Below are 13,273 nucleotides of genomic sequence, written 5' to 3' on the forward strand. Positions count from 1 at the left end.
GGAATGACAGTTCACTGTTGAACTGTAAGTTCGACAATGCCTAAGCTTTTCACTTAGGAACGTGTCGCACCACCCTTAGGATCGATGATAAATGCCCTTCCGCCACTCATAACAATCCAGAAAGCGAGTAAGTTCATTAAGAAAGATTTCCCTTTTCCTGTTTGCCCCGCAAACATAACTGATAAACTTTCAAACGCTGTCACAATGTTATCTAATGCTTTCGCCGCTAGTTCGGGACGAATAAAAACAGGACGATTTAATTTCTTTGTCTTTCCAATGTAAAACCCTTGATTGTCGCCAATTTGTGTCGTTGCCCCAAACATGCCCTGTGCAAGCACACCTGGCTCTACAAATAACTTAAAGTCCGTATTATAACGTTTCGAGCCTGGTAAGAACTCGTAGAAGTATGCCAATTGTTCTCCATATGGATTGACCAATTCAATTTTCATTTTTCGATATTCTGTAATCAGCGTATTGACGCGTGATTTTAATGTTTTCTCATCTTCTGCATATACACAAAACAGTACACTTAGTTCATATCCAGGTGCTCCCGTTGTTTCAAATCGATCTTTTACAATTTTGACGCCTCTTGCTTTACGATCAATTGTTAAATCTGTTGTGCGGCCGCCTACCATTGCTTGTTGGCGTTGATCGTTTAATTCCAGTTCACTATTTGAGAGCTTTTGTGTAACCATCTGGTTTTCTAAATGATACGCTCGAATACTCATTTCAACAGGAAACTTTAATGAATGAGATTGAATGCGATAAATCCACTCTCCACCAGGAAAAGCCGATATTTCGGGCATATCTTTCGCCGCAAGAAAAGCAACATGAGAGGTTTCGATTTCCCCTTCTTCATTTTGTCTTTCGAGTATCAGAGAGCGCCCTGGGCTTTCATCAATCACCGTATCCGTTAAGTGCACCATTTCTTGTAAATCTGGCCGACGTACTTTTACCGTCTTTCCTTCTTCATTTTTCAAGGTAACCGTAGAACCTACTTTCCAGTTTTGATCCCGATTTAGTTCTTTCATGCCACGTTTGAAGTTATGATGGAATAAAAAGCGCGTTGTTGACGGTTTCGCACGTCTGGTATTATGAAAGGCCCCTCTAACCTGGCTAAATAATACGTCTTCTATTTCTAAATAATTTTCGATTTCCTCTTCTAAAATATCTGTCACATTCATACCCGATATGTTTTGGGCTGTCTCTGCAAATCCTTCTCTAACCTTCTTCATAAACTTCCATGTTTCTACGACAGGGTTACGAATTTGTCTTTCTTTCTGTTCCATATTCAGTTGTACTAAAACGAAAAAGCGATATTCCATGTTCTCTTTCGCAATGGCCGCATTTCGTAAGTATTCTTTTACCTTTTTAAAAAGAAAGCGTCCTGTAGGTGCCATTGGCCCTTTTAAAGTGGAAATATGTTCATCCAGAATTTCATCTGAATTTGTTGTACGAGGAATCACAAGCAAGTGGATATCATATTCTTGATGGGTAAATAGAGCGAGTTGATTGCGATAATATACTTTTTTCGTACTTTCATCTTGATGATCGTATTCAAATCCGTCTACTTCATACACTGCGGATACTTTTCCGTCTGTACTAAACGCTAAATTCTTTTCAACGTGCTTTAATGGTGGTCTTTTCATCGTTTTCAACATATTCAACTTCCTCCTTTTGGGGTAAAAATGTTACATCATAAGCGTGTATGTCGTTCTCTTCTTCACTGAATGAATGTACGATTGGTAAATCTTTGACGTCATGTTGTACACATACATGACCATAAAACACATGTTTTTTAAGTTTGGGTACATTCACCAATCGACTACTTTGATGCTTCCGTAAACGAAATGTGATCCAGGACCGAACAAAAGAGAAAAGTGATTTTCCATCTGTTTTATATTTATCTGCGCCCCATACAAGGAAAAGAGGGATCACACCATAATACATGAGCCAAACTTGATCGATCATATCCCCAAATATCCATTTAAAGGGAGGAAGGAAGCGGAAGGCTACAAGCCCCGCTTCTACCGCCGCAAAATAACCAAGTGCCCTCCATGTAACCGCACGCGGAAGACGATACCCCATAATTTCGTACTGTCTTCGCATATAGTTCATATAGCTTCCGAAACAATAGACAATGATAGATTTTGATTCTTTTTCCTTCATGTAGCCCTCTCCCTTTCCATCCCTTACTTAGACGCCAAATAATCCACCTAACCACGTTCCAATTGTTTTTAATGCATCTGGCTTGTTAATGAAGAATACAACAATCCCGCCACCAACAATTAATGTGATCGCTTTTCCCCATGCGCGCTTTGCCGCTACGATCAAGATAACAATGATAAACGCGCAATATAATGCGTATGTTCCTTGTGTCTTCATCATTTCGAAAAATCCTTCTAACCCGATTCCTAACACAAAATGATTTATATTGAACATATACATGCCCCTCTCCTATTTTGTTTTTAAATCTGTTACAATCCATTGCTTTCCATCTTGTTTAACAAACAACGTGTAGCCTGTTTTCATTTTCGTTTCAGAGTGTGGGTCAATCATCGATACCTCTGTTTGTACCTCATATGTGCCTTTTGTTTTTCCTGGATAAATCTTAGAGGAAAGTACATTTTCAAATTTCATGGCTCCTTCTAACCCTTTAATATCTGTATTGGCTAAAACATACGCGAGTTCTTTTTGTGTTGCGGTAGTATAGGATTTAAAAAAGGTTGGCAAAAATTCTCGAATGTCTTCTTTTACAGTCATTTCATGAATTTCCTCTCGTTCTTTCTCTTCTTTCCCTTCTGGTACTTCTGCTTTTTCATTCACCTTGACGATTTGAGGGAATCCACTAATCACAAAAGCCTTTCCATCTGATTGAACAGGAACCGACACTTGCTGGATCACCTCCTTATCCTCTGGCCCGCTATTATCTGCTTTCATGCGGCTTAATTTGTATCTCACTTTAAAAATTACATTTGCTTCTTTATCTGTGACCTCATCTACTTTTAATACAGTTGCGTATAGAAAATGGGAATCCCATTGTATACTTGCAAAATCCAAACCAACTTGTGGATCAAATGTTTTCGGTACATAGAGCTGTAAGCGCTCTGAACGCTTCTTCTTGCCTTCATCCCCTCTTTGCCACGTAAAGTATTCTTTTACGAACCCGCGCGCAAATTCAATCGCTTCTGGACGTGAGGCAAGGTTTTGTTTTTGTGTGACTTCCTTTGGAGTGGTGCTGGCCTTTGCTGTTGTATCTCCCTTTCCTTTTACTACGGTTGTAATGGATACAATGAGCATCCAACAAAACAGGAGCCAAAAGGCCCATTTCCCAATTAAGCGGCCTTTATAGGAAGGAATCTTTGTGGCTTTCCTTGCCTTCCCCTGTTTACTTTCAAATGTTTTTGCAAACCACTGTTTCACCTTTTGAACCATATTCATCCCCCTTTCAATTTCGGTACTGGCGTAAAGATCGTTCGTAGCAATCACAAGCAAATGAAGCCATACCAACCGCGGTTGATTCATCTTGTATTTCATTTCTTGCATAATTGATAAAATCGTTGAGTTTCGTTTGACTGCCTGTGATATATGGGAATCTAGCATGAACCACATACCGTTTGCCTGTATCTCTCCCTACTTCAAAGGACGCTCCATCTGTAGCCCGAAACGCCCTTACAAACTCCAAACCTTCCAATTCGTCCATCATGCACTCTCCTTTTCTCTTAAAACTGTAAGAAACTTGTTGGCCTTTTCTTTGAACATCCACCCTTTGTCTATCCTTGCTTGCTCGAACATGTCATAACAGCTGATTTCACGCTCGATTTCTAACATGGCTTTTTCTTTTGTAAGCTCTACTCCATCACACTTCCATTCCAATTCATCTGTATTTAATCCAATTTCTATTTCGATAATTTTTCCGTTTTCCATCAGATAAAACTTCTGCATATATACATCTGTTTGAGACAAACAAATCTCATGTACTTCCTCACAACCTATTCCCTCATAGATTTCCACTAGAAATTGAGATTCAACTTCTCCCAAGCTTCCTCTTTCATAGATGTTTTTATGTGTAAACATCCGTTATCTCTCCTTTCATCTTTCGAACTCTTTATCTTCCAAAAGATATAGGACCACCTAGCTTAGACGCTAACTCCGCTACTTCTTTCGGAAAAACTACTATCAAGAAAAGAAGTAGCCATACTACAAAGCAAGTAATGGACATCTCCCATTTTCTTTGGTAAATTGAATAGCCAATAACCACAAACATTAAGATACTGACAACAATACCTCCCAGGATCGGATTCCCCAGTGTAGGTAAAAAACCAATAAAAGGCATCTTCTATCCCCCTTTATGATCCACCATCTTCCATATCCCCACTACCACCAGGAAGAAAAGTAAGACACCTTCCCATCCTTGCGTATAGTAAATTTCCACCACTTTACTTTTTACCGCTTCCCAGGCTTCTCTTGATCCTGGTACTCTTTCAAATAACCAATCTGAAAAGACAACTAACAGAAAAATACTGGCGCTTATCGATAAAATAAACCGAAACACATTTTTACAGCCTCACTTTCTTTTCAGGATTCTGAATATTGAGATAAATATTGCCGAATGGGTCTTGTAATATATCTTGAAACAGTGTGATAAACACTGGTATCTCTGGACTACTTACCCCTTTTAAGTAGCGAATCAATTCTTTTTCTCTACTTTCACTACCCGCGATAAATACCAGGCGCCATTGCAATATTTCATACCCCATACCAACATGCGTCCGATACTCTGCCGCTTTTCCTTCTTGCGCCATGAAATCGTTATAACGGATAATCTTTTTTTCTAATACTTCTTTTGATCCGTAAGAACGTTCCATTTCCATAAATACACCAATGTTTTTATCAATCGCTTCTTTTAAACCAATCACCGCAACTCCATCTGGGCGTATGACACGACTTTTTCCTTTTGCATATTGAAATGTGGCCCGCGGTTCATTGATCCATTCCTTTAATTCCAATCTTTCTTCTCTCTTCGATATTAATGTCATGGCACATTCAATCTTTGCTAGCATTAAACTGTGATACACAAAGGATGCTGAACGTTTGGACCAACTATTTTTCCAATGCACTTCCCCTCGAAATCCACGAACCATTTCAACTCCTTTGGGTGTTAATGTATAAATCCGTTGAGGTTTCGCAAATTTTCGTTTCTGATTCCTCGATGATGTAACAGGTAAATACTCGTAACGTATATAACCCGCTTGTTCTAGCTTATATAAACGATTCGTTACCGATTTTTTTGTATAATCTACATACACCTTTTGATGAATGTACTCAATATCCAAGTAAATGTGTGTATGCAAATTCATGAGTAATTGTTCATCTGAAATTTGAAATAAAATGTTCCCCATGCCTCTTACTCCTTTTCCCAACTATCGAAAATGCTCACTTCTTCTTGTGGTGTATCCTCTTTCGTTTCTACATTTTCTGTTTCGACTGATACCGTTTGTTCTTTTGCGATTGTTGTAACAGGCTCTTTTACTGGCTTATTTTCTTTCTTTCCTTCTGTTGTTGTCGTAGCTTGTTTTCGGAATGGGATAATTTGCGCTTGTTGTGCGGGTTCGACTAGCTCTGTTTCTGAAACAGGTTCTTTCACCTCTTCATTAGAAGATAGTTTCTTTTCTAACTCATCAAATCCCGATGTCACAACAGGTTTTTCTTTGGTTAAATTGACTTTTTCGGCTTGTTGATACTTGCCTTTTCCATATAGGAACTCATCAATTTCTTTGTCGATCTCTAATCCTGCTTTCCCATTTTGTTGCTCTAAAGAATGAATCTTTGCTCTGGTCCATTCATTTGATGCATGAATTTCTTTTTCGTTTTTGTAATTGGCCGCTTTCCCATTTGGTAGATAGCGGTCTAATGGTGGAACACGTATGGTACACCACACATTTTTTGCTTCACCTCTGATATAATCTTGCGTTTGAATCGCTACAACTAAGTTAGGAAGGTTTTGCAAATACTCTGTACGAAATTGCTTTTGCATAATGCCCTCTAACGTTTTCGCGGAATTATGACCTTGCCTACATACAAAGTAATTTCCGCCCGCCTCTGTTAACATGTCTGTTAGCTCTCTGTCTAACTGTCCCGAAACTTGCTGGGTAATCACCCATAATCCAAATCCATGCTTCCGATCCTTCGCAATGATTTTCGGAAGAACGGGTACTGGCACGTCATGGGCTTCATCTATTACGCCTAAATGTAGTTTTGAACCATGCGGCCGCTGTTGGGCGATACGGTGATATTGGTTACAAATGTAACCGACTGTAAGCAATGTATCTTCTTTTCCCATGCCCGCTAAATCGTAAAAGACAAGGTGTCCTTCATCCATCCACTTCCGAATTTCTAAGGAAAAGCCTGTTTGCCCGTACATACGCTTTAAATACAACGTATTACGGAAGATATCTAATCGGTTTAAAATTGCCTGTGTGCTGTCTTCTAACGCGCTTCCTACTTCATATTTCCAAAAGTGAGAGTAATATTTTTGTTCTGGACCTTGTAAATTTGCGATTACATTTGCTCGAAACAGTTCATCACTAATAAAGAGTGGGATACTTAAAATCGTATGAATTTGACTCTTATCACAAAGTAACGTCCCAATAATCGCCCTTAGTAATCGTTCTGTTTGTTGTGCTTGCCCTTGAATCATTAACTTAATCATTTCCATAATGGATTCAACCACTGTTTGGATATCTTCATTTGGAAAACGATGAAATAAATTCAAGGCTGGCGGATGATCTGTATTTCGAAAACGGATAAAGTGAACCTTGCTCCAATCCACCTGTTTCCCATCCTTTTCCGCTTTTAACAGTCGATTCATTGCTACATATGCCAAATCTTCTGTTGGATCAAATAGAGATAATCCACCCGCTTCATTCGGATTTTCTAGCCATTTATCAATGACACTTTGCATTAACCTCATGGCAATGGTACTTTTACCAGACCCAACTTTCCCCGTAATGTAGCCATGATTCTTGAAAAAGTCTTCTCGAATTTTTACTAATCGGTCCTTGATATAAGGATGCATCACATGACCAATTGAAATGCCTTCGGCCAATAAATCATTCGGTATCATGTTTTCCCCTTTATCTAGATACAAGATGTTTCGCTCTGTCTTGCTGTTTTTATCACCCGTTACATTTGGAAGATGCAACAAGTTTAATAGCTCTGATCCCGTCCATATCATTTTTCCGTATACGGGATGTGGTACAGCTGGCATACTACGTCTAAACCTTCTGTATCTCAGCTCATTCACATCGGCCATAATACTTGCGACCATATGCCCTAAGTTCTTAATAACAGGTACGCCAGGGTAATACTCACTTGCGAATGAAACAGATACTTGAAACGCCACTTCGTTTTTTGCAAACCGCTTATTTAATGCGCGAATTTCTTCTTTTTCAAAGGCATCTAGCCCATGCTTTTTCTTCTTTCGAATGGCCTTTTCTGCTTTTCGAATCCCTTTTGTCAGCTGATATCCGTTATCTGGTGTAAAAGCAATATCAATCCATGTTTTTTCTTCCATTGCGCTTCCTAACATCGGTAATACATCACGTGTATAGCGTGCTAGTGATAACGTGGCATCTAGCCGCTTTCTCTTTAATACCATCCGTCCTCCTACCGCTTTTCTTGTTGGAAATGGCATTTCTTCCTTTGGGACGGTATAAATTTCACTGTGGGTATAGGCGCTTTGTATCGCTTGCACAACCTGTTTGATCTTATCCTCTGGACCACCTACATAAAAGCGGACACGCTCATTTTCTCCCTCTGGACGATACATCGTCATGCGGTACCAATCGCGACCTTTTAACAGACGTTCTAAGGGCTTTCGACCCGAACCATGCACATGCCTAATCATTTGCCCTAGCTTATCTGGTGTAACTTCATCATCTATGTGCGGGATGAACAATACATATCGATACCGCTTCTTTTCTAGATATAAATAGATGCCATGTAAGACAATCCGTATGACAATTCCCAACAAGATCAATAAAGCAATACCACGAAACACACCGACTACAGTTGGCACCAGCTTCATCAATTCTGTGAGGATTTTTTCTTTAGAAAACCAGACAAATGCGACAGCTCCTATACCTAAAAGCATTTTCCAGTTCTTTTCTATGAAGTTTTCAATTTCTCTATCTAACTTGCTGTGCGCCACTTCTTCACTTCCTTTCTATCCTTGAAATGGCCTTATGCAAGGGCTAATACCTTTTCACGATGCTTTTCTGTTCGTTCTTCTGCGGCTAATTGAATCAAAATTTGAGGTTGCATGATCCCGTTTTGAGGTTGATTAATTTGATCTAAGAGTGTTTTATAGTTGAAGAGTTCTTGCTTTACTTGTTCAATATCTAATTCACCATCTACCGTTACTTGTTCTTTCCAGAACGTTTCCCAGCATTCTTGACGATTTTGATACGCTTGTTTTCCCATCTTGCTTCCTCCTTTTAAGTAGGGAGGATATTCAGTGAAAGAATGTCCTCCCATGAATATTATGATTTGTGCGCTTTTTTATAGGGGTCTAGCGTGACTAGAAGGGAAGAGAAAATCATGCCCTTTCCCATTTTTCCCGTCCATGCTTCTGTACGCTTATTTGTTGAAGGTGTATGTGTTGTATGTGGAACTCGACCAATATAAAAACCGCGTTTACTTCGCATATGCTTAATTGGTTTCATAAGAAATCCTCCTGTATTGTTTTATCCTTCTATATCGTTAAATAGAAATATTGTATAGTTTTAAGCGATGAGTGGGTCCAATTCTAAATACACATCAAATCTGTGCAATAACTCTTCTGGTATCGCTTGAAAACTCACAAAAACTCTTACATTCAGTTCCTCTAGTTCTTCTAAAAGATCGATGAATCCCTCTGGATTATTGGAATACAACCTTAATCCTTCATCTATAATAACGACATCCGATTGTTTGCATGTTTCTATTTCTGTTTGGCTTAGAAAAGAATCTTTTGATGTAAAGGTGATAATGTGAGCACCCATTTTTTCGTATTCTTTATACTCTCCTTCCCCATCTAAGACAGTCGCTTGTTGATGATCTGCCATGACAAGGTTAAGGAGTTGCTTCATCAAACCCGTTTTTCCTTTTCCTGTTCCACCTCGTACCAGAATATTTCTATTTTCTTCTCCAAATACAAATTGAGGATTCATCTTGTTCCCTTCATTCCCTATGACAATGGAATTTGACTTACTCATGTCATACCATTTTGGTTTTATAAATGCTGGGATTTGTGCACTTCTTCCAATAAATGTTCCACACATAGCAATCTCACCTTTCCATTCGTATCAGTTTTTTATAAAGCTACTAAATCTAATTCCTCTAAATCTGTAGATAGAATCTTAATTTCTTGTTGGTGCTCTTTGAATAGAACATGTTGGATATTTTTTCGCAACTGAAACCCATCTTCCACCAATGCAAGTAAATATGATTTCGTATATTTCCTATCATTGATTTGATAATGTACATCAAATATGCACATTTGATCCCGCCCTCCCTTATCAGTTGAGAGTGTTTTACACTTCTTGATTCTTACGTTTTCTAATTACGTAAACAGCTAGGATGCTACCAAGAACGACAAATGTAACACCAATCCATTTCCAATATGGATTTTCAGCTTTGCCGCCTGTTGTTGGTAAATGGCTTTCTACTTTCTTAGGTTGTTCTTTCATCGGTTGTGGTTGTTTTACAATGTGTTGTGGTTTCTCTGGTGTTGGTACAGGTTTTTCAATGACCTGTGGTGTTTGTGGCTTCTCTGGTTGTGGTTTTGGTTGTTCTGGCTGTGGTTGTTCCGGTTGCTCTGGTTGTGGCGTTTCTGGTGTTGGTGGAACTTCTTTTTTCTGATCTGCTACAACATGTTTGATAATCTCACCATCTGTTTTAATTTCAAAAGAGAATGTTTCTTCATTAATTAAATATCCTTCTGGTGCGAATGTCTCTTTATATGTGTATTTACCAGCTGGTAATTTCTCAAACTTTGCAATGCCTTGTTCATTTGTTTTTCCTTTCACGACTTCCTGGCCTTGCTCGTTATAGATCGTAAACTCTGCACCTGGTAACTTGTTGTTTCCGTCGGCTACGTCTACTTTTGTAATTTCTAAGCTACCTTCAATCTTTTTGTTTTTTACGGTGTGTTTTATAATTTCACCATCCGTTTTAATTTCAAAGGAGAATATTTCTTCATGTGACACATAACCTTGTGGTGCAAGTGTTTCTTTATATGTGTACTTTCCTGCTGGGAGTTTATCGAACTTCGCAATGCCTTGTTCGTTCGTTTTTCCTTTCGCGACTTCCTGGCCTTGCTCATTATAGATCGTAAACTCTGCACCTGGTAACTTGTTGTTTCCATCGGCTACGTCTACTTTTGTAATTTCAATTGATCCTCTAATCTTCGTATTCTTGGCAACTAGCTCAATTGTTTTCCCGTTTTCAGTGATGCTAAACGGAATCGGCTCTTTTACTAGCACATAGCCCGCTGGTGATGTCTTTTCAATGAATTGGTACTTTCCGAATGGGATATTATCAATTTTGATTAACCCGTTTTTGTCTGTCTTATGCTCACTGATCTTCTTACCTTTTTCATCAGCTAGGATAAAAACAGCGCCTTCTAATTTCGTCTTTCCGTCTTCATCTACTTTTACAAGCTGTATATTTCCTTTTACTTGATCGTTTTTCACTTCAAACGTAAGTGTTTGATTATTCTCTTTTACTTCAAATGGATACTTTGTTTGATTTAATAAGTAACCTTCTAATCCTTTCGTTTCCTGGAAGTAATACTTTCCAAACGGAAGAGAATTTACTTTCGCAATCCCTTCTTGATCTGTTGTTACTTTTGTGACTACCTTTCCTTCTGGCGTAAATACTGTAAATTCAACGCCTGGGAGAATCTTGCCTGTATCACTAATCTTTTTAATTTCAATATTTCCTTTGATCTGTACATTTTTCATTTCTACAACAGCAACTTCACCTGTTTTTACTTCAAAAGGCTTTGGTGTAGCGTCTAACACATATCCAACAGGTGCTTTCACTTCTTTTACAGTGTATGTGCCAAGTTCTAAGTTACCCATTTCAGCGATACCGTTTTTATCAGCTGTAATCGTTCCCATAACTTGTTGATTACTGTTTGCGATTTCAAATACTGCACCTGGTAGCGGCTTTTTGTTTTCATCCACTTTCATGACTTTTAAGGCGCCATTCGCTTTCCAAAATACTTGTAAGTCTGTGCTTACTTGTTCTGTACTGCGTTCTAATAATACAGTTGCATCTTGAATCGTACTTGTTCCTTTATATACGACTGCATGAACATTCGTTAGATTTGAAACGACTTTTAGAGATAGTTCACTACTCTTAGAGGATTTTGGTACTTGGATACGGAACTTTTCTCCTAGTTGAAACGTTTCTTTCCCTTCACCTTGTTCAGTGACAACACGTGTTCCTTGTGGTGCATTGTTCATTTGTACTTGGAATGTACCTTTTTTTGCATTTGTTTGAACGGTGTATGTTGTTGTTTCAAAATATTCACCGTTTAATTGTGCTTCTTGTTTATCTGTTGGAATGACATTCATCCAGACATCTTGTGTATCCTGGCTTTGATTTGCCGCATGAATGATGTTCTTTGCCGCTTTTTCAACAGCCGCATTTTTGAACTGTAATTCATCAACAGAAATCTGACCAAGTGCATTCCAAAGAGCTAATTGCGTTGCGTAATGGGCTTCTTGCCAATTAGAGACACCTAAACTTTCTGGTGTTTTCTGTGGGTATCCATTCATTAAGACACGATAGGATACATCATCTGTTTTGCCCGCTTCTGGTAAATCCTCTCCATTTGGGGATTTTAAACCGTATACCAAGCAATACGCGATTTGACCACTCGCGTTCTTTAAAAGCTCTGTACGAATATCTTTCCCGTACTGCGGACTATAGGCCCAATCCATCTGATACCTTTCTCGATTGATTACCTCCGCACTGGCTTGATTCAGTGGAATCAAGAAACTCATCACAAATAAAAGTACACTCGTAAAGAGTAGTAGTGTTTGATACGATCGTTTCAAAACCATTTTTTACAGCTCCTTTAGGATTATTCAGTTTTCAAAGGACGGAATATTTAGAATTTTACCTTTCTAAATATAGAACTATATACTTTAGTCATAATTATTTCGTCTTTTAGCCGAATTTCATTTACAATACATTTAGTAGGAATATGAACAAAATAGATGTAATCAATAACATGAGGTTAATTCAATCTGTGATGGGTATTGCACGATAATATGTTGGTCTGAAAAGTTTCTCGATCGGAACTTCAAGAAAATCAGCCATTTTTTTGGCTTTGTTAGCCTTGAGACTCCTTCTCCCAATTTCAACATCATACAATGTGCCGATTGGAATTTTAGCGCCTTTAGAAACTTCCTTAATACTTAAGCCTTTGGATTCCCTATATTCTCGTACAATGGTTTTATTTTCTGACGCTAGCATTTTTTCACCCTCCCTTCCCTTAATTACATTGTATTCGGCTTAAAGCCGAAAGTCAACATTAAACGTGTTATTTTTTTATTTTTTTAACATAAAACAAGTTAAAAAGGAGTTGGAACCATGTTTGGACAAAGATTGAGAGAGTTACGAAATAAGAAAAGCATTAGTGCTACCGCACTTGGAAAAGCACTTGGAATTGCACAAACAACTATATCGAATTGGGAAAACTCTGGATACGAACCTAGTTATGAAATGTTAGTAAAAATTTCACGCTATTTTGGTGTATCTGTAGATTATTTAGTAGGAAACGATGATGATGTCAATAAAAATGAAATAAGTCGTTTAGCAAAAGAGTTATATGAGGACTTGGACGATCTTCCAGAAGATGAACGCAATGATATTGAAAAAGGACTATTAGAATATCTGGAATTTCTAGGTTATAAATTAAAAAAAACAAAGAAATAAATTCTTTGCTTTTTAATTAGCTTTTTGTCTAATATTAGATTTAAAGTTTCTATTTTCTTTAATATAAGCCTGTAATTTACTATGTAATTCAACATAATTACTTGTTTGTGACAATACTTTCACCAAAAAGTCATAATCAACTTGCTTACATAAATTTTTCTTTTTCATAAATTAATTACCCCTTTTACGAAATTTTTTATGTAGGGGTCCCGCCAACCAAATGACATAAAACCCACGCTAAGACATTTTTTGGAAGGTAAAAAGCCGATTTTCCCACGTT

The 13,273-nt window shown here is 38.0% G+C and carries 17 protein-coding genes and 1 pseudogene; 1 reads left to right on the top strand and 17 read right to left on the bottom strand.

Features of this window, described 5'->3' with window-relative positions:
• Positions 1-59 precede the first annotated feature (59 nt).
• From PDQ33_RS26105 to PDQ33_RS26180, 16 genes and pseudogenes are all read right to left on the bottom strand, one after another.
• Positions 60-1,661 (bottom strand): annotated as a pseudogene (locus PDQ33_RS26105) (ATP-binding protein); the annotation flags it as partial.
• Positions 1,621-2,169, bottom strand: coding sequence for a TcpE family conjugal transfer membrane protein (locus PDQ33_RS26110; protein ID WP_061678408.1), 549 nt, complete (start codon positions 2,167-2,169; stop codon positions 1,621-1,623). The gene PDQ33_RS26110 and the pseudogene PDQ33_RS26105, both read right to left, overlap by 41 nt.
• Before the next feature lie 27 nt (positions 2,170-2,196).
• Positions 2,197-2,448, bottom strand: coding sequence for a TcpD family membrane protein (locus PDQ33_RS26115; protein WP_000281809.1), 252 nt, complete (start codon positions 2,446-2,448; stop codon positions 2,197-2,199).
• A gap of 9 nt (positions 2,449-2,457) precedes the next feature.
• On the bottom strand, positions 2,458-3,435 hold the full coding sequence (locus tag PDQ33_RS26120) for a conjugal transfer protein (protein WP_270756859.1): 978 nt from the start codon (positions 3,433-3,435) through the stop codon (positions 2,458-2,460).
• 13 nt (positions 3,436-3,448) lie between these two features.
• On the bottom strand, positions 3,449-3,706 hold the full coding sequence (locus tag PDQ33_RS26125; RefSeq protein WP_333563398.1) for a hypothetical protein: 258 nt from the start codon (positions 3,704-3,706) through the stop codon (positions 3,449-3,451).
• Positions 3,703-4,077: a hypothetical protein gene (locus tag PDQ33_RS26130; RefSeq protein WP_270756861.1), complete on the bottom strand. Its 375-nt coding sequence runs from the start codon at positions 4,075-4,077 to the stop codon at positions 3,703-3,705. Before PDQ33_RS26130 ends, PDQ33_RS26125 begins: the two co-directional genes overlap by 4 nt.
• A 31-nt stretch (positions 4,078-4,108) precedes the next feature.
• Entirely contained in the window at positions 4,109-4,336 is a 228-nt protein-coding gene (locus PDQ33_RS26135; protein WP_086391952.1) for a hypothetical protein, read from the bottom strand.
• 3 nt (positions 4,337-4,339) lie between these two features.
• Positions 4,340-4,555, bottom strand: coding sequence for a hypothetical protein (locus PDQ33_RS26140; protein ID WP_000488222.1), 216 nt, complete (start codon positions 4,553-4,555; stop codon positions 4,340-4,342).
• 4 nt (positions 4,556-4,559) lie between these two features.
• Positions 4,560-5,402 (bottom strand): replication-relaxation family protein, encoded by an 843-nt coding sequence (locus PDQ33_RS26145; protein WP_270756864.1) that lies wholly within the window; start codon positions 5,400-5,402, stop codon positions 4,560-4,562.
• Between the two features lie 5 nt (positions 5,403-5,407).
• Positions 5,408-8,212 (bottom strand): ATP-binding protein, encoded by a 2,805-nt coding sequence (locus PDQ33_RS26150; protein ID WP_270756865.1) that lies wholly within the window; start codon positions 8,210-8,212, stop codon positions 5,408-5,410.
• Between the two features lie 32 nt (positions 8,213-8,244).
• On the bottom strand, positions 8,245-8,484 hold the full coding sequence (locus PDQ33_RS26155) for a hypothetical protein (protein ID WP_061678402.1): 240 nt from the start codon (positions 8,482-8,484) through the stop codon (positions 8,245-8,247).
• A gap of 59 nt (positions 8,485-8,543) precedes the next feature.
• Positions 8,544-8,726, bottom strand: coding sequence for a hypothetical protein (locus PDQ33_RS26160; RefSeq protein ID WP_061678401.1), 183 nt, complete (start codon positions 8,724-8,726; stop codon positions 8,544-8,546).
• A gap of 60 nt (positions 8,727-8,786) precedes the next feature.
• A complete protein-coding gene (locus tag PDQ33_RS26165) occupies positions 8,787-9,323 on the bottom strand; it encodes a type IV secretion system DNA-binding domain-containing protein (protein WP_270756866.1) in 537 nt (178 codons plus the stop codon).
• Between the two features lie 32 nt (positions 9,324-9,355).
• Entirely contained in the window at positions 9,356-9,541 is a 186-nt protein-coding gene (locus PDQ33_RS26170) for a hypothetical protein (RefSeq protein ID WP_016099495.1), read from the bottom strand.
• A 34-nt stretch (positions 9,542-9,575) separates the two neighbouring features.
• Positions 9,576-12,116 carry a SpaA isopeptide-forming pilin-related protein gene (locus tag PDQ33_RS26175; RefSeq protein ID WP_270756868.1) on the bottom strand — a complete coding sequence of 847 codons (2,541 nt, stop codon included), beginning with the start codon at positions 12,114-12,116 and terminating at the stop codon, positions 9,576-9,578.
• A gap of 181 nt (positions 12,117-12,297) precedes the next feature.
• Positions 12,298-12,531, bottom strand: coding sequence for a helix-turn-helix domain-containing protein (locus PDQ33_RS26180; protein WP_000881124.1), 234 nt, complete (start codon positions 12,529-12,531; stop codon positions 12,298-12,300).
• Positions 12,532-12,648: 117 nt separating this feature from the next.
• Here PDQ33_RS26180 and PDQ33_RS26185 point away from each other — a divergent pair, with 117 nt between their 5' ends.
• Positions 12,649-12,993: a helix-turn-helix domain-containing protein gene (locus PDQ33_RS26185; protein ID WP_016123820.1), complete on the top strand. Its 345-nt coding sequence runs from the start codon at positions 12,649-12,651 to the stop codon at positions 12,991-12,993.
• 12 nt (positions 12,994-13,005) lie between these two features.
• Here PDQ33_RS26185 and PDQ33_RS26190 read toward each other — a convergent pair whose 3' ends face one another.
• Positions 13,006-13,161 carry a hypothetical protein gene (locus tag PDQ33_RS26190; RefSeq protein WP_016123819.1) on the bottom strand — a complete coding sequence of 52 codons (156 nt, stop codon included), beginning with the start codon at positions 13,159-13,161 and terminating at the stop codon, positions 13,006-13,008.
• Positions 13,162-13,273: the final 112 nt, after the last annotated feature.

Origin of the sequence: Bacillus cereus group sp. Bc031, assembly GCF_027716265.1 — a bacterium.
In the GTDB taxonomy this organism is placed as follows: Bacteria; Bacillota; Bacilli; order Bacillales; family Bacillaceae_G; genus Bacillus_A; species Bacillus_A paranthracis.

Coding starts and splice junctions, on each gene's coding strand:
- PDQ33_RS26115 (WP_000281809.1), bottom strand. CDS start 2,448: ATGTATATGTTCAATATAAATCATTTTGTGTTAGGAATCGGGTTAGAA.
- PDQ33_RS26165 (WP_270756866.1), bottom strand. CDS start 9,323: ATGTGTGGAACATTTATTGGAAGAAGTGCACAAATCCCAGCATTTATA.
- PDQ33_RS26170 (WP_016099495.1), bottom strand. CDS start 9,541: ATGTGCATATTTGATGTACATTATCAAATCAATGATAGGAAATATACG.
- PDQ33_RS26185 (WP_016123820.1), top strand. CDS start 12,649: ATGTTTGGACAAAGATTGAGAGAGTTACGAAATAAGAAAAGCATTAGT.
- PDQ33_RS26125 (WP_333563398.1), bottom strand. CDS start 3,706: ATGATGGACGAATTGGAAGGTTTGGAGTTTGTAAGGGCGTTTCGGGCT.
- PDQ33_RS26190 (WP_016123819.1), bottom strand. CDS start 13,161: ATGAAAAAGAAAAATTTATGTAAGCAAGTTGATTATGACTTTTTGGTG.
- PDQ33_RS26130 (WP_270756861.1), bottom strand. CDS start 4,077: ATGTTTACACATAAAAACATCTATGAAAGAGGAAGCTTGGGAGAAGTT.
- PDQ33_RS26175 (WP_270756868.1), bottom strand. CDS start 12,116: ATGGTTTTGAAACGATCGTATCAAACACTACTACTCTTTACGAGTGTA.
- PDQ33_RS26155 (WP_061678402.1), bottom strand. CDS start 8,484: ATGGGAAAACAAGCGTATCAAAATCGTCAAGAATGCTGGGAAACGTTC.
- PDQ33_RS26135 (WP_086391952.1), bottom strand. CDS start 4,336: ATGCCTTTTATTGGTTTTTTACCTACACTGGGGAATCCGATCCTGGGA.
- PDQ33_RS26120 (WP_270756859.1), bottom strand. CDS start 3,435: ATGGTTCAAAAGGTGAAACAGTGGTTTGCAAAAACATTTGAAAGTAAA.
- PDQ33_RS26160 (WP_061678401.1), bottom strand. CDS start 8,726: ATGAAACCAATTAAGCATATGCGAAGTAAACGCGGTTTTTATATTGGT.
- PDQ33_RS26110 (WP_061678408.1), bottom strand. CDS start 2,169: ATGAAGGAAAAAGAATCAAAATCTATCATTGTCTATTGTTTCGGAAGC.
- PDQ33_RS26145 (WP_270756864.1), bottom strand. CDS start 5,402: ATGGGGAACATTTTATTTCAAATTTCAGATGAACAATTACTCATGAAT.
- PDQ33_RS26180 (WP_000881124.1), bottom strand. CDS start 12,531: ATGCTAGCGTCAGAAAATAAAACCATTGTACGAGAATATAGGGAATCC.